Here is a 20,080-nt window from a genome sequence, read left to right as displayed (position 1 = left end):
GCTCAAGGCCCGCTCGGGCGCGCAGCGGGTGGCCGAGTTCCTGTTGGACCTGTGCCCGCCCGATGCCGAAAGCACCACAGTGATGCTGCCCTATGACAAGATGCTGATCGCCGGCCGGCTGGGGATGAAGCCGGAAAGCCTGAGCCGCAGCTTTGCCCGGCTGCGGCAATGCGGCGTGCGCATCGACCAGGCCAGCGCCGTGATCGATTCGGTGGCTCGCCTGCGCGAGGTCGCCCATGCCGAGACCGCGCCCTAGCCAAGCGCGACAAGGCACAGCGCGCCGATCGCGGCAAGCCAGATGCCCAGCGGCAGCATGGCGGCGCCCAGCCAGCCGGGTGCTGCGCGCAGATGCAGGAAACCGCCCAGGATCGCGCGCGCCTTCAGCCAGGCCAGCGCCAGCAGCGCCAGGGCCGCCAGCCTTCCGTCGATGCCGGCCAGCAGCGCGGTTGCCAGCGTCAGGCCCAGAAGCAGCAGCCAGGTTCGGGTCAGGGCGTCCATGATTTCCCTACCAGATCAGATAGATGACGGGCAGGATCAGCACCCAGACCAGATCCACCATATGCCAGAACATCGCCCCGGCCTGCACCGGGGCCGGCCGGGCCCGGATCGCGACCAGCGCCAGCACCGCCACGCCGGCGATGACATGGGCGGCGTGAAAGCCGGTCAGCAGGTAATAGAAGGTATAGAAGGGATGGCCGTCCATCCCCAGGCCGGCGCGGATGTCGCGGGCGTATTCCACCGCCTTCAGCGCCAGGAACATCAGCCCGCCGAGCCCGGCGAGGCCCAGGCCCAGCCGGGCGCGGGCGCGCAGGCCGGCGGCGGCATCGCGTTCCGCCCGCGCCGCGAACAGGCCCGACGTGACCAGGATCACCGTGTTCAGCGCCGCCAGCCGCCCGTCCAAGTGGCCCTGCGCGGCGGCAAAGCCCTGCGGGTCGCGCAGCCCCATCGCCACCATGGCGGAAAGCCCGGCGGCAAAGACCAGCACTTCCGAGGCGATCAGGATCCACAGGATCAGCTCTCCCGGCAGGTCGTCGATCCGCATCACAGCACCAGCTGGCGATAGATTTCCGGCAGGGCGCCGGTCAGCCGGTCGGGATCGCGGATCACCGAGAAACCGCCCTGGCCGAAGATGCGCGGGAACCAGCTTTGCGCGCCCTTGTCGATGGTGATGCCAAAGACCGCATGGCCGGCGCGGCGGGCCTGGCGCACGGCCATGGCGCTGTCCTCGATGCCGTGGCGGCCCTCGTAATGGTCCAGGTCGTTGGGCTTGCCGTCGGTGATGACGATCAGCAGCCGGCGCGAGCGGCCCTCTTCGGCGAGCCCGGCCGAGGCGTGGCGGATCGCGGCGCCAAGCCGGGTATAGAAGCCCGGGCGCAGGGCGTGGATGCGGGCCTCGACCTCGCGCGACATGGGTTCGGTGAAGGGCTTGCAGTCGTGGATCCAGACCCGGTCGCGCTTCAGCGAGGAAAAGCCCTGGATGGCGAAGCGGTCGCCGCAGGCGTCCAGGCCCCAGGCCAGCGCGGTCAGCGCCTCGCGCGCGATGTCGATGACCGGGCGCCCGGTGACGGCGCTTTCGGTCGAGCGCGACACGTCGAGCAGGATCGAGACGGCGAGGTCGCGGTTTTCCTGCCGGGCCTGCTGCCAGATGCGGTCGCTGCCGCGCCCGGTGGCGCGCAGGTCGGCGATGCTGCGCAGCGCGGCGTCGAGATCCAGTTCGTCGCCGTCGGGCTGGGCGTGGCGGATCGCCCTGGCCGGGCGCAGCGCCTGGAACTGGCGGCGCACGGCCTCGATGCGGCGGCGGGTGGCCGGGTCGGTGACGCCGGCGTAATCGGGCACCGGCTCGACCGGGGCGGCCAGCACGCGGCAATGGTCGGGCAGCCAGACGCCGCCCCTCGCGTCCCATTCGGGATAGGTGAAGCGGCCGGCGATGCGCTCGCGGTCCACGTCCTCGGGCGCGAGGTCGAGATGCAGCTTCAATTTGGTCGCCGGGGCCTTCGAGACCTGGCCCAGCACGATCTCCTCATGGTCGTCGGCGGCCTTCTTGGCATTGTCGAGGTCGTCGTCCTCGACCCGGCGGTTGATGTTCATCATCTCGGCCCAGGTCAGCATGGCCTCGAACTTGTAAAGGATGATGCTGTCCTTGCGCTCGGCCTGGTCGGATTTCATCCGCCGGGTCTTGCGGGCGGTGCCGTCGCCGCCTTCCTCGGGGGTGCCGTCCGTGGGCAGGCTTGCGACCTGCTCGCCGGGGGCCTGGACAAGGCCGCGCAGGTCCGGCCACATCGGCACCGGCAGCACCGGGCGATAGCCGCGCGGCGCCTGCCAATGCGCGGGCGGGGCGGCATAGCCCGACAGCAGCGCGGGTTCCGGCGGCTGCGGATCGCCCAGCAGGTGGCGGACCAGGATCTCGACCTGCGCCTCGGTCCCGCGCAGGGCGGGGCGGCGGCGGGCCTGCAGATGCGCGGCGGCCAGCCGCGACCACAGCGCGGCCAGCCCCGGCGCGGCATCCAGCGTCGCGCGCAGCATCGCCATGCCGGCGGCGATGCCGGCCAGATCGGCGCGCAGCGGATCGGCCTCGGCGGCGAAGCGCGGGGCATGGGCCGAGGCGGCCGCCAGCCACAGGTAGAGCCCCTCGTTGTCCTGAGGTCGCGGGAATTCGGCCAACTCGGCCGGCAGGCGCAGGGCGTCGCCGTCGAAGCTGCTGCGGGCCAGGCGTTCCTGTTCAAAGGCCAGCCGGCGCCGCCAGGAGATGCGGTGGCGGCCGGACTGGTCGGCCACCGGCTTCAGCTCGACATCGGCCGCCCCGCCGAGGCCCCGGAACAGCACGGCGATGCGGCCGCGCATGTCCTCGAAGCGGACGGCGGCCTCGGGGTAGCGCTGCGGCGGGTCCATGCGCGAGGCGATCAGGTGCCACAGCTTGCCGACGGTTTCCTCGGGCTCCCAGGGGGCGATCTCGATATGGGCCATGGCTTTATCCCGTCACCGCCACGGCCAGGTCCAAGAGGCCCTTGCGGGTGTCGGCATCGTCGGTCAGGGGCTCGATCATCGCGGCAAGGATGGCGCGCTCCAGCGCCATGCCTCCGGCGATCAGGGTGGCGGCATAGACCACCAGCCGGGTCGAGACGCCTTCCTCGAGATCCTGGCCCTTGAGCCCGCGCAGCTTGTTCGCCAGCCGCACCAGCAGCGCCACGCGATCCTCGTCCAGCCCGCTTTCGCGCGCCACCACGGGGATTTCATGCTCGGGCCGGGGGAAGGTGAATTCGACCGACAGGAAACGCTGCCGGGTCGAGGGTTTCAGCGTCTTCATGATGTTCTGGTAGCCGGGGTTGTAGGATGCCACCAGCATGAAGCCGGGCGCCGCCTGCAATTCCTCGCCGGTGCGGTCGATCGGCAGGATGCGGCGGTCGTCGGTCAGCGGGTGCAGGACCACGGCCACGTCCTTCCTGGCCTCGACCACCTCGTCGAGATAGCAGATCGCGCCCTGGCGTACGGCCCGGGTCAGCGGGCCGTCGACCCAGACCGTCTCGCCGCCCTTCAGCAGATAGCGGCCGATCAGGTCGGCGGCCGAGAGGTCGTCGTGGCAGGCGACGGTATAGAGCGGCCGGCCCAGCCGCGCCGCCATATGGGCGACGAAGCGGGTCTTGCCGCAGCCGGTCGGGCCCTTCAGCAGCAGGGGCAGGTTGGCGGCATGGGCGGCGGCGAAGATCTGGCACTCGTCGCCCTGGGGCAGGTAGAAGGGGGCGCTCGCCCCCTTCGTGTCGAAGGTTCCGTCCATCGTTTCACTCCGCTGCGACATGGTCGGGGTCTTTGGCCAGCCGTTCACGTTCGACCGGGCCGGGGCGCACCACTTCGCGGCGCGGCACCAGGAGCGAATAGATCAGCATATAGGCGCCGATGACCACCGCCACGCCCGCGCCGAGCCGCATCCAGTAGAACAGCGCGATCTGGTCCTGCACGTCCATGTAATATTCGCCCAGGACGCGCTGCAGGTGGGTTTGCAGCGTGCCGGCAAAGGTCAGCACGAAGGTCATGAACAGCATGCCGCCGGACATCAGCCAGAAGGCGGCCATGTTCAGCACCTGGTTGTAGGGATCGCGCCGGCGCAGGATCGGCAGCGCATAGGTGAAGAGCGCGAGGTTCAGGCAGACATAGGCGCCATAGAACGCCAGGTGCCCGTGCGCCGCCGTGACCTGGGTGCCATGGGTATAGTAGTTCACCCCGTGCAGCGTGTGCAGGAAGCCCCAGACGCCCGCACCGAAGAAGGCCAGGACCGAGCAGCCGAGGCTCCAGAGCAGCGCCGCCTTGTTCGGATGGTCGCGCCGGCCCTTCCAGACCATGACGAAGGCAAAGGCCATCATGGCGAAGAACGGCACGATTTCGAAGCTCGAGAAGATCGAGCCGATCCACTGCCAATAGGCCGGCAGGCCGATCCAGTAATAGTGGTGCCCGGTGCCGAGGATGCCCGAGAACAGCGCCGTGGCGACGATGACATAGAGCCATTTCTCCACAACCTCGCGGTCCACGCCCGTCAGCTTCAGCATCAGGAAGCCGAGGATCGAGGCCATGATCAGTTCCCAAACGCCCTCGACCCACAGGTGGACGACGTTCCACCAGTATTGCTTGTCGAGCGCCAGGTTCGACGGGTTGTAGAACGAGAACAGGAACAGCAGCGCCAGCCCCCAGAGCCCCAGCAGCAGGATTGACGAGATCACCGTCTTGCGGCCCTTGAGCACGGTCATGCTGACGTTCCACAGGAAGATCAGCGCCGCGATGACGATGCCGGCCTTGACCCAGCGCGGCTGCTCGAGGAACTCGCGCCCCTCGCGGCCCAGCAGGAAGTTGCCCTCGAACAGGTTGAAGAGATAGGTCACGACCACGCCCGCCGTGCCGATCACCAGGATGGCGAGCTGGATATAGGCGGCCTTGACCGAGTGGATCTCGCGCTCGGCCTCCTCGGGGATCAGGAAATAGGCGGCGCCGAAAAAGCCGGTCAGCAGCCAGACGATCAGCGAGTTGGTGTGCAGCATCCGGCCGATGTTGAAGGGCAGGATCTCGGACAGGAAGTTCGGATTGACGTAGATATAGCCGATGACCACCCCCATGGTGACCTGGACGGCAAAGAGGATCAGCGCGACATAGATATAGGCCAGCGCGATCTTCTGGGATTGATATTTCATGATGGTTCCCTTTCGCTCAGCCGGCGTCGTTCGGCGGCCAGTCCTGGGTGTTGATGCGGCCGGTCCACAGCAGGAAATCCGACAGCGCGCGGACGTCCTCGTCACTCAGGTTGAACTGCGGCATCTGGCGGCGGCCAGGCGTGCCCGAGGGCTGGGCATCCATCCAGCCTTTCAGCGTCTCGAAGGCCATGTCGGGATCGTCGTCGACGCCCCAGCGTTTCATGACATTGCCGACCTCGGGTGCGAAATAGGCGCCTTCGCCCAGGATCGAATGGCAGTTCACGCAGGCCTTTTCCTCCCAGACGTGCTTGCCGCGCTTCACGCTGTCGGTCAGCCCCGCCTGATCGGTCGAGACATGGGTGATATACCAGTGGCCGTGAACGAACAGGCCGATGAAGATGAGAATGAAGAACAGCGACCCGCCATAGAAGATATTGCGGGCCATGCTCTTCGTCAGGACTTCGCGCATGGCAAAGACCTCCGGGAGTTGTTGGCGATGGCCCTGATATGGCGGTGCGGCGGCGCGGTTGCCTTGACAGAAGTCAAGGATGACAAAAATCCTTTCTGCGCATGATGCGGCATCACAGGAGAACCCCATGCCGACCCGATGGCCCGTCTGGAAACTCGCGATCCTGCTCTATGTCTTTGCGGCGGGGGCGGTGGCGATCAACCTTTTCATGCTGGGCCTGCTCAGCCAGGCCTTCGGCCTGACGGCGCTGTCGCCGCGCGCCGCGCTGGCCTGGTCGGTGCCGCTGGGGGTTCCCGCGGCCTGGCTCGCCGGGCGCTGGGTTTCTCGCCTTCTGGATGAAGCCCGGGAAGGTTGACCCGGAGCGGTTTAACGGGTTTCCTGTCCATTCCGACCAAGTTGTGCTGGCGCAATGTTACCGACACGCGCCTGCGCCATGGTCGGTGCGCATGCTGTCCAGCCGGAGCGTCAGATGGCCTTTTCGCATCTTCTGCAATCTGCCCGCCGGGGCCTGTGGCTGGCTGCGCTCTGCCTGCTCTTGCCCCTTGTCTGCGGCGCGGCCCAGGCGCTGACCCTGGCCGAGGCGCTGGACAAGACCCCGCCCACGCAGCTTTTCGCCGAGGCCGACGCTTACGGCACGCCGCAGGGCGATCCGGCCATCGTGCCGGTGCTGAAGGGCGACCAGACCTTGGGCTATGCCTATCTGAACAGCGATTTCACCGCCTCGACCGGCTATTCCGGCAAGCCGATCCGGATCGTGGTCGGCATCGACGCCAAGGGCGTGATTCGCGGCATCAACCTGGTCGAGCATCACGAGCCGATCGTGCTGATCGGTATCCCCGAGGCCAAGGTTCTGGCCGCGCTGAACGGGCTGATCGGCAGCGACCTGGGCCACGTCGCGCGCGGCGAGGTGAAGCCGCCGCAGGCCGAAATCGTCTCGGGCGCCACGGTCACGGTGCTGGTGATGGGCGACAGCATCGTGCGCTCGGCGGTCAAGCTGATCCGCTCGGGCCGGCTCGACGGCAGCGCCGCCGGGCCCGCGCCCCAGGCGGTGCGACGCGAGTTGGACCCGGCCGTGACGCAGACCGCGGACTGGCAGACGCTTCTGGGCGACGGCTCGGTGCGCGGGCTGGTGCTGAGCGTGGGCGAGGTCAGCAAGGCCTTCGCCGATGCGGGCCAGCCCGCCGCCGCCGGCCATCCCGAAGCCGCCGACCCCGAGGCGGATTTCATCAACCTTTACATGGCGCCGGTCTCGGTCCCCGCCATCGGCCGCAGCCTGCTCGGCGACGTCGCCTATGACCGGCTGGCCGCCAAGCTGAAGCCCGGCCAGTCGGCGCTGCTGGTAGCGGGCGACGGCGCCTATTCCTTCAAGGGCTCGGGCTATGTGCGCGGCGGCATCTTCGACCGCATCGAGCTGATGCAGGACGGCCAGGGCCTGCGCTTCAAAGACCACGACCATACCCGCATCCCGGTGCTGGCCGCCCAGGGCGCGCCGCGGCTGAAGGAGATCGCGCTTTTCGTGGTGCCGCAGGACTTCACCTTCGACGTGACCCAGCCCTTCGACCTGCAATTGCTGGTCCAGCGCCAGACCCAGGGCCGGGACAAGGCCACGCTGCCCTTCGACCTGGCCTATCAGATCCCGGAACGCTACCTGCTGCCGGCCCCCGAACCCGAGCCGGCGCCCGCCGCCCAGCCCGAGCCGCAGGCCCGCACCCAGGTCGGCCAGCCCGCGCCCGAGGACGACGGCCCGGCGCTGTGGAAAAGCATGTGGCAGATGAACCATGTCCAGATCGCCATCCTTGGCGTGGCGCTGGCGGTGCTGACGGCGATCTTCTTCTTCCAGGACGTGCTGACGAAATACCCGCGCACCTTCCTGTGGGTGCGGCGCGCCTATCTGACCTTCACCCTGGTCTGGCTGGGCTGGATGGTCCACACCCAGCTGTCGGTCGTGAACGTGCTGACCTTCTTCAACGCGCTGCTCTCGGGCTTTTCCTGGGAATATTTCCTGTCGGCGCCCTTGGTCTTCATCCTGTGGTGTTCGGTCGCGGCGGGGCTGCTGTTCTGGGGCCGCGGGCCGTTCTGCGGCTGGCTCTGCCCCTTCGGCGCGCTGCAGGAGCTCTCCAACACCGTCGCACGGTGGCTGCGCTTTCCGCAGATCACCCTGCCCTGGGGGCTGCACGAACGGCTGTGGCCGATCAAATACATGATCTTCCTGGGGTTGTTCGGCCTGTCGCTTTACTCGCTCTCGGATGCCGAGATCTATGCCGAGGTCGAACCGTTCAAGACCGCGATCATCCTGAAATTCATGCGCGAATGGGGCTTCGTGCTGTTCGCCCTGGCCTGCCTGCTGCCCGGGCTGTTCATCGAGCGCTTCTATTGCCGCTACATGTGCCCCCTGGGCGCGGCGCTGGCGATCCCGGGGCGGATGCGCATGTTCGAATGGCTGAAGCGCTGGCCGGAATGCGGCAGCCCCTGCCAACGCTGCGCCAACGATTGCCCGGTCCAGGCCATCCACCCCGAGGGCCAGATCAATGTCAACGAATGCATCTACTGCATGAATTGCCAGGTGCTCTATCACGACGACACCCGCTGCCCGCACATGATCACCGTCAAGGCCCGCCGCGAAAAGATCGCCCGCAGCGCCGCGCCGAAACCGGCACCCGCGGCAGCGCCCAAGACGGCCCGCGCACAACCACCGGCCTTCCGCGCGCAGCAGGCCGCAACGCAACCCCCCGATCTCAAAGGAGCTTGAGATGACCGAAGACAGTGATATGCGGCTGAACCGCCGCCAGTTGCTTGGCACCACGGTGGCCGCCGCCGCCGGCGGTTTTGCGCCGCGCGCCGTGATCGGTGCGGGCGCCGGCCTTGCCGCGGCTGCCGCCGCCGGCCCGGCCTTGGCGCAGGGCTCGCCCGGCAACCAGGAATATGTCGTGCATCCGGGCGAGCTGGACGAATACTATGTCTTTGTCTCGGGCGGCCAGTCCGGCGAGATCCGCATCGTCGGCCTGCCCTCGATGCGCGAATTGATGCGCATTCCGGTCTTCAACCGCGACGGCGCCACCGGCTGGGGCCAGACCAACGAATCGCGCAAGGTGCTGACCGAGGGGCTGACCCCCGAGACGGTCGAGTTCCTGAAGGACAAGGGCGGCGTCTACCTGAACGGCGACCTGCACCATCCGCATCCGTCGCAAACGGATGGCACCTATGACGGCCGCTATCTTTTTGCCAATGACAAGGCCAATACCCGCGTCTGCCGCGTCCGTCTGGACGTGATGAAATGCGACAAGATCATCGAACTGCCGAACCAGCACACCGTCCACGGGCTGCGGGTCCAGAAATACCCGCGCACCGGCTATGTCTTCGCCAATGGCGAGGACGGTGTGCCGCTGCCCAACGACGGCACCGTGCTGGACGACCCCAAGCAGTATTTCTCGATCTTCTCGGCCATCGACGGCGACACGATGCAGGTGGCCTGGCAGATCAAGGTGGACGGCAACCTCGACAACGTCGATGCCGACTACCAGGGCAAATACGCCTTTGCCACCTGCTACAACTCGGAAGGCGGCGTGACGCTGGAAGAGACCATGGAGAAGGATCAGGACTGGCTGACCGTCTTCAACATCCAGGCCATCGAGGCCGCCGTGAAGGCCGAGGAAGGTGAGGTCCTGAACGGCGTGCGCGTGCTGGACGGCACCGGCGAAAAGAACAAGCTGGTGCGCTATATACCGGTGCCGAACGGTCCGCATGGCATCAACACCGCGCCGGACGGCATCCATATCGTCGCCGCCGGAAAGCTTTCGCCCACGGTCACCGTGTTCGATGTGCGCAAGTTCGACGATCTCTTCGCCGACAAGATCCAGGGCCGCGACTGCGTGGTGGCCGAGCCGGAGCTGGGCCTTGGCCCGCTGCACACCGCCTATGACGGCAAGGGCAACGCCTATACCACGCTGTTCATCGACAGCCAGATCTGCAAGTGGAACATCGAGGACGCCATCAAGGCCTATCAGGGCGAGAAGGTCGACCCGATCCGGCAGAAGCTGGACGTCCACTACCAGCCCGGCCATAACCACACCTCGATGGGCCAGACCAAGGAAGCGGACGGCAAATGGCTGATCTCGCTCAACAAGTTCTCGAAGGACCGCTTCCTGAACGTCGGTCCGCTGAAGCCGGAATGCGACCAGCTGATCGACATCTCGGGCGACGAGATGAAGATCGTCCACGACAACCCGACCTTTGCCGAGCCGCATGACGCGACCATCGTGCATGCCTCGAAGATCAACCCGGTCTCGGTCTGGGACCGCAACGATCCGTTCTTTGCCGATGCCGTCGAGCAGGCGAAAAAGGACGGCATCGACCTGACGGCCGACAGCGAGGTGATCCGCGACGGCAACAAGGTCCGGGTCTACATGACCTCCTCGGCGCCGGCCTTCGGGCTGGACAGCTTCACCGTCAAGCAGGGCGACGAGGTGACGGTCTATGTCACCAATATCGACGATGTCGAGGACCTGACCCACGGCTTTTCGATCATCAACTACGGCATCAACATGGAGGTGGCGCCGCAGGCGACTGCATCCGTCACCTTCACGGCCCAGCGGCCGGGCGTCTACTGGTATTACTGCTCGTGGTTCTGCCATGCCATGCACATGGAGATGAAGGGCCGCATGCTGGTGGAAAAAGCCTGATGCGCCTGTCCCTTGCCCTGCTGCTGATCTGCCTGGCCTCGCCGCTTGCGGCGCGGGTCTGGCAGCCGGCCGACGATGCCGCGCTGGCATCGGCGCTGGACCAGGCGCGGGCAGGGGACGAGATCGTGCTGGGGGCCGGGCGCTGGCGCGGCCCCCTGCTGATCGAGACGCCGCTGACCCTGCGCGGCGAAGCCGGCGCCGTAGTCGACGGCCGGGGCCAGGGCCATGTGATCGCGGTTGATGCCCCGGACGTGCGCATCACCGGGCTTGCCGTCACCGGCTCGGGCAGCGACCTCGACAAGATGGATTCCGGCATCTTCCTGACCAAGCGCGCCACCGGCGCGCGCGTGGACGGCAATGTGCTGACCGACAACCTTCACGGCATCCGCATCCAGGGCGCGCGCGACAGCCTGGTGGCCGACAACCGCATCGAGGGCCGGCGCGGCCGGCAATCCGAACTGGGCAACGGCGTCAGCGTCTGGAACGCCCCCGGCGCCGTGGTCGAGGGCAACAAGATCACTCTTGGCCGCGACGGCATCTTCGTCTCGGTCTCCAAGAAGAACGTGTTCCGGGGCAATGACATCCACGGCACCCGCTTCGCCATCCATTACATGAACACCGCCGACAGCACGATCGAGGGGAACCGCTCGCGCGACAATACAATGGGTTACGCGATCATGTTCTCAAATCGGTTGAAGATCATCGGCAACCGCTCGGACAACGACCGCGACTATGGCCTGCTCTTGAATTCGGCCAATCATTCGGTGATCGAAGGCAATGTCGTCACCGGCCATCCCGCCGCCGAGGAACGCTGGCGCGACAGCGGCCAAAGCGCCGAGGCCGGCGTTCCCGCCGCCGATCCGGCCGCGGGGGGCAGCCGCATCGCGCCGGAAAAATGCGTCTTCATCTATGACACCAACAAGAACAGCTTCATCGGCAACCGCTTCGAGGGCTGCGCCATCGGCGTGCATTTCACCGCCGGCGCCGAGGGCAACCGCATGAGCCGCAACGATTTCATCGGCAACCGCATCCAGGTGAAATACGTGGGCACCCGCTATCTGGAATGGTCGCTGGACGGCGTCGGCAACTATTGGTCCGACAATGCCGCCTTCGACCTGGACGGCGACGGGCTGGCCGACAGTCCCTATCGCCCGAACGACATGGTGGACAAGGTGATGTGGACCGCGCCGCAGGCCCGGTTGCTGCTGACCAGCCCCGCCGTGCAGATCCTGCGTTTCGCGCAAAGCCGCTTTCCGGCGCTGCTGCCGGGCGGCGTCACCGACAGCCATGCGCTGATGCGCCCGAATTCCGAAAGGCCGCTGTAGATGACCGTGATCCTTGACCGCGTCAGCAAGCTCTATGGCGGCCGCGCCGTGGTCAGCGACCTGTCCTATGCGCTGGAGCCGGGGCAGGTGGTGGCGCTGGTCGGCCATAACGGCGCCGGCAAGACCACGCAGATCAAGATGATGCTGGGCCTGACCCGGCCCGATGGCGGCGAGCTGACCGTGCTGGGCGCCGATCCCGGCGACAAGGCGGCGCGGCGCGCGCTTGGCTATCTGCCGGAAAGCGTGCAGTTCCACCTGGCCTTTTCCGGGCGCGAGACGCTGGGCTTCTATGCCCGGCTGAAGGGCCTGCCGGCGCGCGGCCATGACGCGCTGTTTGCCCGCGTCGGACTGTCGGAGGCCGCCGACCGGCCGGTGCGCACCTATTCCAAGGGCATGCGGCAACGCCTGGGCCTGGCGCAGGCGCTCTTGGGCGACCCGCGCCTGCTGCTTCTGGACGAGCCGACCTCGGGTCTCGACCCGGCGCTCCGGCGCGAGCTTTACGGCATCGTCGCCGAACGAGCGCGGGCGGGGGCGACGGTGCTTCTGTCCTCGCACGCGCTGACCGAGCTGGAAGGCCATGCCGAGCGGGTCATCGTGCTGAACCGCGGCCGCAAGATCGCCGACGGCACGCTCGAGGAGTTGCGGGCGCTGGCCGGGCTGCCCTCGCGCCTGTCCTGCGTCCTGGACGGCGCGCCGCGCCGGATCGAACTGGGCCAGGACGAGAAGCCCGCCGTGCTGCGCGCGCTCCTGGACCAGGGCGCGACCCGGATCACGCTGGAGGATCCCAGCCTCGACGACATCTATGCCCATTTCCTGCAACGCGAGGCCGCCTGATGTCCGCGATCCTGACCATTGCCCGCCGCGAACTGGCCGAGGGGGTGCGCAACCGCTGGGTGGTCTCGATGACCGCCGTGATGGCGGCGCTGGCCGGGGCCATCGCGGCGCTCGGCTCGGCGCCGACCGGCTCGACCGCGACCGGGGCGCTGGACGTGGTGGTGGTGGGGCTCGCCAGCCTGACCATCTTCCTGGTGCCGCTGATCGCGCTGTTGCTCTCGCATGACAGCATCACCCGCGAGGCCGAGCGCGGCACCCTGCTGCTGCTGCTGAGCCACCCCTTGGCGCGCTGGCAGGTCGTCGCCGGCAAGTTCCTGGGCCAGCTGGCCATCCTGGCGCTGGCCACCGTGATCGGCTTCGGCTGCGCCGCCGTCTTCGTGATCTGGCGCCACGGCGCCGAGGGCTGGCAGGCCTTCGCCTTCATGACCGCCGTCTCGGTGCTGCTGGGCGCGGTCTTCCTGGGGCTGGGGGTGCTGGCCTCGAGCATGGTGCAGGAAAGCTCGACCGCCGCCGGCATCGCCATCGGACTGTGGCTGTTCTTCGTCGCGCTTTACGACATGGCGCTGCTGGCGGCGCTGGTGGCGCGCGGCGGCCATGCCGTGCCGGGCGGGCTGATGGACATGGCGCTGCTGGCCAATCCGACCGACGCCTATCGCCTGCTGACGCTGGGCGAGGGCAGCGCCGCCCTGCTGTCGGGCATGGGCGGGGTCTATGACAATTCCCACCTGACGCCGGCGCTGCTGGCCGGGGCGCTGCTGGCCTGGTGCCTGGCGCCGCTGGCGCTGGCCATGACCGTATTCGCGCGGAGGAACCTCTAGATGAAACCCTTGCTGATCGCCGCCCTGCTGGTGCTGCCGCTGATGGGCTGCAAGCAGGATGCCACCGCCACCCTGCCGCCCGAGACCATGACCGCCGAGGCCGTCGGCCGCTATTGCGGCATGAACCTGATCGAGCACGAAGGGCCCAAGGGCCAGGTGGTGCTGTCGAAGGACATGGGCGCCTATTGGTTCTCCTCGGCCCGCGATACGGTGGCCTTCACCATGATGCCGGATGAGGTCAAGGATTACGGCGGGCTCTACGTCTCGGACATGGCCAAGGCGGAAAGCTGGGCCGATCCCGGCGCCGACAACTGGATCGACGCCAGGAAGGCCTTCTATGTCGTCGGCGCCAAGGTCGAGGCGGCGATGGGCGGGGCCGAGATCGTGCCCTTCGGCACCCGCGCCGGTGCCGAGGATTTCGCCAAGGAAAAGGGCGGCACGGTGCAGAGCTTCGACGAGCTTACCCCGGACGAGGTGCTGGGCGGCGGGACCGATCAAGCGGAGGCCGAGCATGCGCATTGACCGCCGCCGTTTCCTGACCATCTCGGCCGCCGTCGCGGGGGCGGCGCTGCTTTCGCCGCGCGGGCTCTTGGCGGCGCCGCAGGCGACGGTCTGGCGCGGCCAGGCCATGGGCGCGCCGACCACGCTGATCCTGAACCATCCCGACCCGGCCCGCGCCCAGATCCTGCTGCGCGAGACCGCGGCCGAGCTGCGCCGGCTCGAGGCGATCTTCACCCTCTATCGCGCCGAATCCGAGCTGTCGCGGCTGAACCGCGACGGCTACCTGCTGGCCCCCAGCCCCGAGATGCTGGCGGCGCTGCGGCTGGCCTCGGATGTCCACGCCGCGACCGGCGGCCGCTTCGACCCGACTGTGCAGCCGCTGTGGCGCGCCTATGCCGCGGGCGATGCGCAGGCCATTGCGGCGGCGCGGCCCAGCCTGGGTTTCCAGCGCATCCGCATCAGCCGCGAACGCATCCTGATGGCGCCGGGCCAGGCGCTGACGCTGAACGGCATCGCCCAGGGGGTCATCACCGACCGCATCACCGAACTCTTGCGCGCCGGCGGGGTCGAGCACACGCTGGTCGACATGGGCGAATTCCGCGCCATCGGCGGGCGCAGCGCGCATGAGCCCTGGGCCGTCACGCTGGCCGGCGGCGGGCAGGCGCTGCTCACCGACCGGGCGCTGGCCACCACCGAGGCGCGCGGCTTCTGCTTCGATGCCGAGGGCAAGCTGCCGCAGCTGATCGACCCTGCCACCGGCACGGCGCGCACGGATTGGGCGCGGGTCTCGGTCATCGCCGACAGCGCCGGGCTGGCGGACGGGCTTTCGACCGGACTCAGCCTCGCGCCCGCGCCGGCGATCCGGGCAGCGCTGGACCGCCTGCCGGGGGTCGAGGTGCGGGCGCTCGACGCTGCCGGGCGGGAGCTGCGCTTTACCTGACACGATACAGCCACAGGGGAGGAGAACCCATGGAGCCCGAGATCGTCACGCTGGATGTCCGCCCGATCCTCGCCCAGGGCGACGAGCCCCTGGGTGTGATCCTGGCGGCGGTCGATGGCCTGTCGCAGGGCCAGGTGCTGCGCCTGATCGCGCCGTTTCGGCCGGTGCCGCTGTTCCGGGTCATGGCCCGGCGCGGCTATGAGCACAGCGAGATCCGGCTGGCGGACAAGGGCTGGCAGATCGACTTCGCCCCGGCCGCGCGTGGGCTGGGCGCGGGCAGCGCGCTCGACGCCTTCGGCTGGCCCGAGCCGATGGCGCATCTGGACCTGACCGACCGCAGCCCGGACGATGCGGCGCAGCGTCTGCTCGCGACCTTCCAGCGCATCCCGCCGGGTGACGTGCTGTTCGCGCTGCTGGCCGAGGAGCCGGCGGCGCTGCTGGCCGAACTGGGTGCGGCCGGGCACCAATGGGCCGGAAACCCCGCCACCGATGGCAGCGGGTTCCGGCTTCTGCTGCGCCGAAAGGGCTGAGACGGATCAGGCGCGCAGGTCCTTGCGCGCCCGGATCAGCATCGGAGCATATTCCAGCACGTAAAGGCCGAAGCCCAGCATCCAGGCCCCGCCGGCCAGGTGGACCAGCATGTCGTAATCGCCGAATTCCGCCAGCGGCCGCAGCACCGCCGCGGTCCAGATCGCCACATAGCTGATGCCGGTCAGCGTCGAGGCCGTCAGCGCGCGCCCGGTATGGCCGCGGGTGGCGCGGCCCATGACGGCCAGCATCTCGCCGCCGATGGCGCCCACCGCAAAGACATGCAGCGCGCCCGCCGTGCTGAGCAGGCCCAGCCCCGACAGGCCGATGGCGGCGAAGCCCAGGGCCAGCATGGCATAGCCGCCGTGCAGCGCCAGCACCAAGGGCTCGGCCCAGGTGCGCCAGCCGCGCCAGCGCAGCATCCGCGCCAGGTTCAGCGCCGCCCCGACCGGGCCCATCACGGCCACGGCCGGGCTTTCCGGCGCCAGCACCCAGGCGGCCAGCGTCACGCCCGAGGCGCAGGCGACCAGCGTGTCGAAACGGTTGTAGGGAATCGGCAGCGGACCGGGGCCGCGCCGCGCCAGGCAGTTGCGGGTGAAGCTGGGGGTGATGCGGCCGCCGATGATGACGATCAGCATGATATAGGCCGAGATCGCCAGCCGCGCTGCCATCCCGGTGTCGCCGCCGCCAAGCGCGGCAAGGTGAAAGCCCAGGTTCGCCAGCGCCAGCACCGTGACGGCGCCCACGACCTTGAGGTCGCGCCACTTGCGCCCGGCGATGATCTCGATCGCGAAGACCGCGGCCATGACCGGCAGGAACAGCGCATCCGCCAGCACCCCCAGCCAGACCGCGCCCGCGGGCGGAAAGGTCAGCGCCAGCCGGCCGATCAGCCACAGCGCCGCCAGCGCCATCAGCGGCCGGCCCGACAGCGGCATGCGCCCGGTCCAGTTCGGCACCGCTGTCATCAGGAAGCCCGAGAGCACCGCCGAGGCGAAGCCGAACAGCATCTCGTGCATGTGCCAGTTCGCCGCACCGTAATCGCCGCCCGGCTGGGCATGGCCGCTGACGGCCGCGATCCACAGCGCCATGGCGAGCACGGCCCAGACCGCGCCGCCCAGGAAGAACGGCCGGAAGCCATAGGAAAACAGCACCGGCCCGGTGCGCGACAATCCGCGTGGAATGCCGCCCCGAGCCGGTGCAACCTTGGTCTTCGTCATCCGCGTGCCCTTTCCTGCTCGACGCATTCGCCCGTCGCCCGCAAGGGCCGGCGACGGGCATCGCGGCATCTGCTCAGCGCGTGACCTGCGCCAGCCCGGCGTCCATGCGCGCGCGCGCCTTCTTGGGCAGCTTGCCCGTGGCGACCGCGTCATAGTTCGAGGCGTCGGCGCCGGCCTGGATCAGCGCCACCATGCCCATGGGCAGGTGCGGCTTGCATTTGACGCCATAGAGGCCGGGCTTGTCCAGCGTCAGCACGAATTCCTCGTTCAGCTTCGATTCGAACTCGGCCACGCCCTCGGGCAGCATGCCGGGCAGCGAAACGACGTCGTGGCCCTTGTCCTTGGGCACGAAGGTCACGGTGTCGCCGACCTCGGCCTTCACGAAGGCGGGTTCGAACACCATGGCGCCGTCGGCGCCCTTGTTCATCATCTGCACCTGATGGTCGGCGGCCAGCGCCGGACCGGCCAACACGCCAAGCGCGAGGGCGATGCTCAGAATGCGTTTCATGTCCTGTCTCCTTGCAAACACGGTCGCTGCCTAGCAAGCCGGACAGGCCCCGACTTTGCGCTGGGTCAAATTGCGCCGGTCAGTCGCGGGTTTCGGCGATGGCGGCCAGCCCGGCGGTATCGGCGATGATGACCTTGCGCCGGGCGCGCAGCAGGATGCCCTCGGCCTCCCACGCCGCCATGATGCGCGAGGCGGTGTGCAGCGTGTTGCCGCTCATGTCGGCGATGTCCTGGCGGGTGATGGGAAAGGGGATCTCGACCGGGTCCGGCCCGGGCCCGGCATGGCGGGCCAGGCGCAGGAGCAGATGCGCGATGCGCCGGCCGGCGTCCTCGGTCGTCATCTCGCGCAGGCGGGTATGGGCCTCGTCGAGCTTGCGCCCGACCGCCTGGATGGCCGAGACGGCCAGCGCCGGCGCCGCCGCGATCAGCGGCTCCCAGCGCGCGCGGGGCCAAGCCAGCAGGCGGCAGGGCAGGATGGCCTCGGCGCTGCCCGGGAAGATCGTGCGGCCGATGGCGGGGCCGAAGCCGCAAAGCTCGCCCGGGTGGACGATGCGGACGATGAACTGCTGGCCGTCCTCGGTCAGCTGCGTGACCTTCAACCGGCCCTCGAGCAGCAAGAAGAAGCGTGCGGCCGGGTCGCCCTGCAGGAACAGGTTCTCGCCCTGGTCCAGCGTCACGCGGGTCATGCCCTGGGCCACGATGGCCAGCTGCTCGGGGGTCAGGGCGGAAAAGAACGGCAGTTCGGCAAGATCGGGGGACATGCGGGTCTCGGCAGGGCAGGGCGTTGCCCAAGGGCTAGCACAACCGGCGCCGCATCACAGCCCGAATGGGCCGGATCAGGTGTCTTCGCCCCATTTGTCGATCAGCTTGTCGATCAGCGGGTCGTAGGCGGCGACCGCGGCCAGCCGGTTCCAGTCGGTGATGATGACGCGGGCGCCGTCCAGCGCGATGCCATCGGCCTTGAGCCCGCCGAGCGCGCGCGACAGGCTCTCGGGCGTCATGCCCAGATACGAGGCCAAGTCGCGCTTTTCCACCGGCAGCAGGAAGCTGTTGACCCGGCCCTGCCGATGCGCCTGCGCCAGCAGCCAGGCCGCCAGCCTTTCGCGCGCCGTGCGCAGCTTGAGGTTCTTGGACTGCCGGACCATGCTGCGATAGCTGCCCGCAAGCTCGAACATCACCGCCGCGGCAAGGTCGCCGTCGCGGCGGATCGCCGCGCGCAGGTCCACTGCCGGAATCATCACGATGGTGGAACGCTCCAGCGTGCGCGCCGACATCAGATAGGGCATGTCGCGGATGCAGGCGGCCAGGATGAAGCTGGACACCGGCCGCAGCAGCGTCATCACCGCGTCGCGCCCGTTCCATTGCGCATGCAGCGCGACGCCGCCCTCGATCAGGATGTGCAGGAAATCGGCGCGGTCGCCCTGACCGAACAGGTCCAGCTTCGGCGGAAACACCTGGGAATAGCTGGTCGCCATCAGCCCCTGGAAGGTTTCGCTGGAAACCTCGCGGAACAGCGGCAATTCGCGGATGCCGGCCTTGTCCTCTTCGCGCATGAATCGATCTTTATCATTTTAATGCTTGATTTTTGATAATTCAAGCCTTTGGAAAAGACAAGCATAAGCGTGCCTTCATGCAAATCATCAATCGACTTTGGCCGTGCAGGCGACGATCCAAACGCAATCCGCGTGCGATTCCGGGGGTGGTGGATTATTGATTGATCTATATCAAACATGGTTTTTCCCTTGCGTGCTTCGCATCCTTCGACCCTTCGCGTGACAGGCGAAGCGGATGACAGGAGAAAGTCATGCCGGAACACCATTCCCCGTCCCGCGCCGACCAGCAGCGCGCGCTTTGGCTCAGCACATTGGCCTTTACCCTGTGCTTTGCCGTGTGGACGATCTTCTCGATCATCGGGATCACCATCAAGGCCGAGCTGGACCTTTCCGAATTCCAATACGGGCTGCTGATCGCCACGCCGGTGCTGACCGGCTCGCTGACCCGGCTGATCCTGGGCGTCTGGACCGAGCGTTTCGGCGGCCGCCTGGTGTTCGCGCTGCAAATGATCCTGACCGGCGTCGCGACCTATCTGCTGACGCTGGCCGACAGCTATGCCACCTTCCTCTTGGCCGCGCTCGGCGTCGGCCTGGCGGGCGGGTCCTTCATCATCGGCGTGGCCTATGTGTCGAAATGGTTCCCGGCCGAGAAGCAGGGCCTGGCGCTTGGCACCTTCGGCATGGGCAATGTCGGCGCGGCCGTGACCAAGTTCCTGGCGCCCTTCGTGCTGGTCGCCATGGGCTGGCAGGGCGTGGCTGAGATCTGGGCCGCCGCCATCGCGCTGATGGGCGTGGCCTTCTACCTGCTGGCCAAGGACGACCCGGACTTCGCCGAACGCAAGGCACGCGGCGTCAAGGCGCCGACGCTGGCCGAGCAATTCGCGCCGCTGAAGAACCTGCAGGTCTGGCGCTTCTCGCTGTATTACTTCTTCGTCTTCGGCGGCTTCGTCGCGCTGGCGCTGTGGCTGCCGCATTACCTGACCGACGTCTATGGCGTCGAGGTGCGCACGGCCGGCATGGCGGCGGCGGCCTTCAGCCTGTCGGCCAGCGTCTTCCGCGCCTATGGCGGCGCGCTGTCGGACCGCTTCGGCGCGCGGACGGTGATGTACTGGACCTTCGGCTTTGCCGCCGTCTTCCTGTTCATGCTGTCCTATCCGCCGACCGATTACGTCATCCACGGCAAGAACGGCATGATCTCGTTCTCGACCCGGATGGACCTGTGGCCCTTCGTCGCCACGCTGTTTGCGCTGGGCTTCTTCATGAGCCTGGGCAAGGCCGCGGTCTTCAAGCACATCCCGGTCTATTACCCGAACCACGTCGGCGCCGTCGGCGGTCTGGTGGGCATGATCGGCGGCCTGGGCGGCTTCATCCTGCCCATCGTCTTCGGCGCGCTCCTGGACCTGACCGGCGTCTATACCTCGTGCTTCGTGCTGCTGCTGGTCGTGGTCGTCGTGTCGATGGCCTGGATGCATTTCTCGATCCGCGCCATGGAGCGGCAGGCCCAGGGCAAGGCGCTGGACCAGCTGCCGGCCTTT

Annotated in this window: 21 protein-coding genes; 11 read left to right on the top strand and 10 right to left on the bottom strand. The window is 68.0% G+C overall.

Going from position 1 to position 20,080, the window contains the following annotated elements; all coding sequences use genetic code 11:
* The coding region (locus E3D03_RS17830) for a helix-turn-helix domain-containing protein (protein WP_263568056.1) at positions 1 to 256 on the top strand (256 nt) is incomplete at its 5' end.
* On the opposite strand, the gene E3D03_RS17825 is transcribed toward E3D03_RS17830, so the two are convergent.
* From E3D03_RS17825 to E3D03_RS17800, 6 genes are read right to left on the bottom strand one after another with little or no spacing between them, the layout of a single operon-like run.
* Positions 253 to 498 carry a cytochrome C oxidase subunit IV family protein gene (locus E3D03_RS17825; protein WP_062563037.1) on the bottom strand — a complete coding sequence of 82 codons (246 nt, stop codon included), beginning with the start codon at positions 496 to 498 and terminating at the stop codon, positions 253 to 255. The genes E3D03_RS17830 and E3D03_RS17825 overlap by 4 nt on opposite strands.
* A gap of 7 nt (positions 499 to 505) precedes the next feature.
* Entirely contained in the window at positions 506 to 1,042 is a 537-nt protein-coding gene (locus E3D03_RS17820) for a cytochrome c oxidase subunit 3 (protein WP_080622693.1), read from the bottom strand.
* Positions 1,042 to 2,964: a nitric oxide reductase activation protein NorD gene (locus E3D03_RS17815; protein WP_263568055.1), complete on the bottom strand. Its 1,923-nt coding sequence runs from the start codon at positions 2,962 to 2,964 to the stop codon at positions 1,042 to 1,044. The genes E3D03_RS17820 and E3D03_RS17815 overlap by 1 nt, the downstream gene beginning before the upstream one ends.
* 4 nt (positions 2,965 to 2,968) lie before the next feature.
* Positions 2,969 to 3,772, bottom strand: coding sequence for a CbbQ/NirQ/NorQ/GpvN family protein (locus E3D03_RS17810; protein ID WP_263568054.1), 804 nt, complete (start codon positions 3,770 to 3,772; stop codon positions 2,969 to 2,971).
* A 4-nt stretch (positions 3,773 to 3,776) separates the two neighbouring features.
* Positions 3,777 to 5,174 (bottom strand): cbb3-type cytochrome c oxidase subunit I, encoded by a 1,398-nt coding sequence (locus E3D03_RS17805; protein ID WP_018000763.1) that lies wholly within the window; start codon positions 5,172 to 5,174, stop codon positions 3,777 to 3,779.
* A gap of 16 nt (positions 5,175 to 5,190) precedes the next feature.
* Positions 5,191 to 5,643, bottom strand: a complete 453-nt coding sequence (locus E3D03_RS17800; RefSeq protein ID WP_018000764.1) for a c-type cytochrome — start codon at positions 5,641 to 5,643, stop codon at positions 5,191 to 5,193.
* Positions 5,644 to 5,770: 127 nt separating this feature from the next.
* Here E3D03_RS17800 and E3D03_RS17795 point away from each other — a divergent pair, with 127 nt between their 5' ends.
* The 9 genes from E3D03_RS17795 (at position 5,771) to E3D03_RS17755 (ending at position 15,270) form a co-directional block, all read left to right on the top strand.
* A complete protein-coding gene (locus E3D03_RS17795; protein ID WP_018000765.1) occupies positions 5,771 to 5,998 on the top strand; it encodes a hypothetical protein in 228 nt (75 codons plus the stop codon).
* A 114-nt stretch (positions 5,999 to 6,112) separates the two neighbouring features.
* The gene (locus E3D03_RS17790) at positions 6,113 to 8,392 is read left to right on the top strand and encodes a NosR/NirI family protein (protein ID WP_263568053.1); all 2,280 of its coding nucleotides are present in this window, start codon (positions 6,113 to 6,115) and stop codon (positions 8,390 to 8,392) included.
* A 1-nt stretch (position 8,393) separates the two neighbouring features.
* Positions 8,394 to 10,322 carry a TAT-dependent nitrous-oxide reductase gene (gene nosZ / locus E3D03_RS17785; protein ID WP_263568052.1) on the top strand — a complete coding sequence of 643 codons (1,929 nt, stop codon included), beginning with the start codon at positions 8,394 to 8,396 and terminating at the stop codon, positions 10,320 to 10,322.
* Positions 10,322 to 11,647, top strand: a complete 1,326-nt coding sequence (locus tag E3D03_RS17780) for a nitrous oxide reductase family maturation protein NosD (RefSeq protein WP_263568051.1) — start codon at positions 10,322 to 10,324, stop codon at positions 11,645 to 11,647. The genes nosZ and E3D03_RS17780 overlap by 1 nt, the downstream gene beginning before the upstream one ends.
* Complete coding sequence (locus tag E3D03_RS17775) at positions 11,648 to 12,481, top strand: ABC transporter ATP-binding protein (protein WP_263568050.1); 834 nt, start codon at positions 11,648 to 11,650, stop codon at positions 12,479 to 12,481.
* Positions 12,481 to 13,299, top strand: coding sequence for an ABC transporter permease (locus tag E3D03_RS17770; protein ID WP_263568049.1), 819 nt, complete (start codon positions 12,481 to 12,483; stop codon positions 13,297 to 13,299). Before E3D03_RS17775 ends, E3D03_RS17770 begins: the two co-directional genes overlap by 1 nt.
* The gene (locus E3D03_RS17765; protein WP_263568048.1) at positions 13,300 to 13,821 is read left to right on the top strand and encodes a nitrous oxide reductase accessory protein NosL; all 522 of its coding nucleotides are present in this window, start codon (positions 13,300 to 13,302) and stop codon (positions 13,819 to 13,821) included.
* A complete protein-coding gene (locus tag E3D03_RS17760; protein ID WP_263568047.1) occupies positions 13,811 to 14,740 on the top strand; it encodes an FAD:protein FMN transferase in 930 nt (309 codons plus the stop codon). The genes E3D03_RS17765 and E3D03_RS17760 overlap by 11 nt, the downstream gene beginning before the upstream one ends.
* 29 nt (positions 14,741 to 14,769) lie before the next feature.
* Complete coding sequence (locus E3D03_RS17755; RefSeq protein WP_263568046.1) at positions 14,770 to 15,270, top strand: DUF2249 domain-containing protein; 501 nt, start codon at positions 14,770 to 14,772, stop codon at positions 15,268 to 15,270.
* 6 nt (positions 15,271 to 15,276) lie between these two features.
* Here E3D03_RS17755 and E3D03_RS17750 read toward each other — a convergent pair whose 3' ends face one another.
* From E3D03_RS17750 to E3D03_RS17735, 4 genes are all read right to left on the bottom strand, one after another.
* Positions 15,277 to 16,485 (bottom strand): NnrS family protein, encoded by a 1,209-nt coding sequence (locus E3D03_RS17750; RefSeq protein WP_263568045.1) that lies wholly within the window; start codon positions 16,483 to 16,485, stop codon positions 15,277 to 15,279.
* A 73-nt stretch (positions 16,486 to 16,558) separates the two neighbouring features.
* On the bottom strand, positions 16,559 to 16,993 hold the full coding sequence (locus E3D03_RS17745) for a pseudoazurin (protein WP_018000775.1): 435 nt from the start codon (positions 16,991 to 16,993) through the stop codon (positions 16,559 to 16,561).
* A gap of 79 nt (positions 16,994 to 17,072) precedes the next feature.
* A complete protein-coding gene (locus E3D03_RS17740; protein ID WP_263568044.1) occupies positions 17,073 to 17,753 on the bottom strand; it encodes a Crp/Fnr family transcriptional regulator in 681 nt (226 codons plus the stop codon).
* A gap of 75 nt (positions 17,754 to 17,828) precedes the next feature.
* The gene (locus tag E3D03_RS17735; RefSeq protein WP_263568043.1) at positions 17,829 to 18,545 is read right to left on the bottom strand and encodes a helix-turn-helix domain-containing protein; all 717 of its coding nucleotides are present in this window, start codon (positions 18,543 to 18,545) and stop codon (positions 17,829 to 17,831) included.
* 251 nt (positions 18,546 to 18,796) lie between these two features.
* Between E3D03_RS17735 and E3D03_RS17730 the strand changes: the two genes are divergently transcribed.
* Positions 18,797 to 20,080 (top strand): MFS transporter (locus tag E3D03_RS17730; protein WP_263568042.1); only part of this gene is annotated, 1,284 nt, incomplete at its 3' end.

Origin of the sequence: Paracoccus sp. DMF (assembly GCF_004407025.1) — a bacterium.
Lineage (GTDB): Bacteria > Pseudomonadota > Alphaproteobacteria > Rhodobacterales > Rhodobacteraceae > Paracoccus > Paracoccus aminovorans_B.
This window is presented reverse-complemented; position numbering and strand designations above follow the sequence as displayed.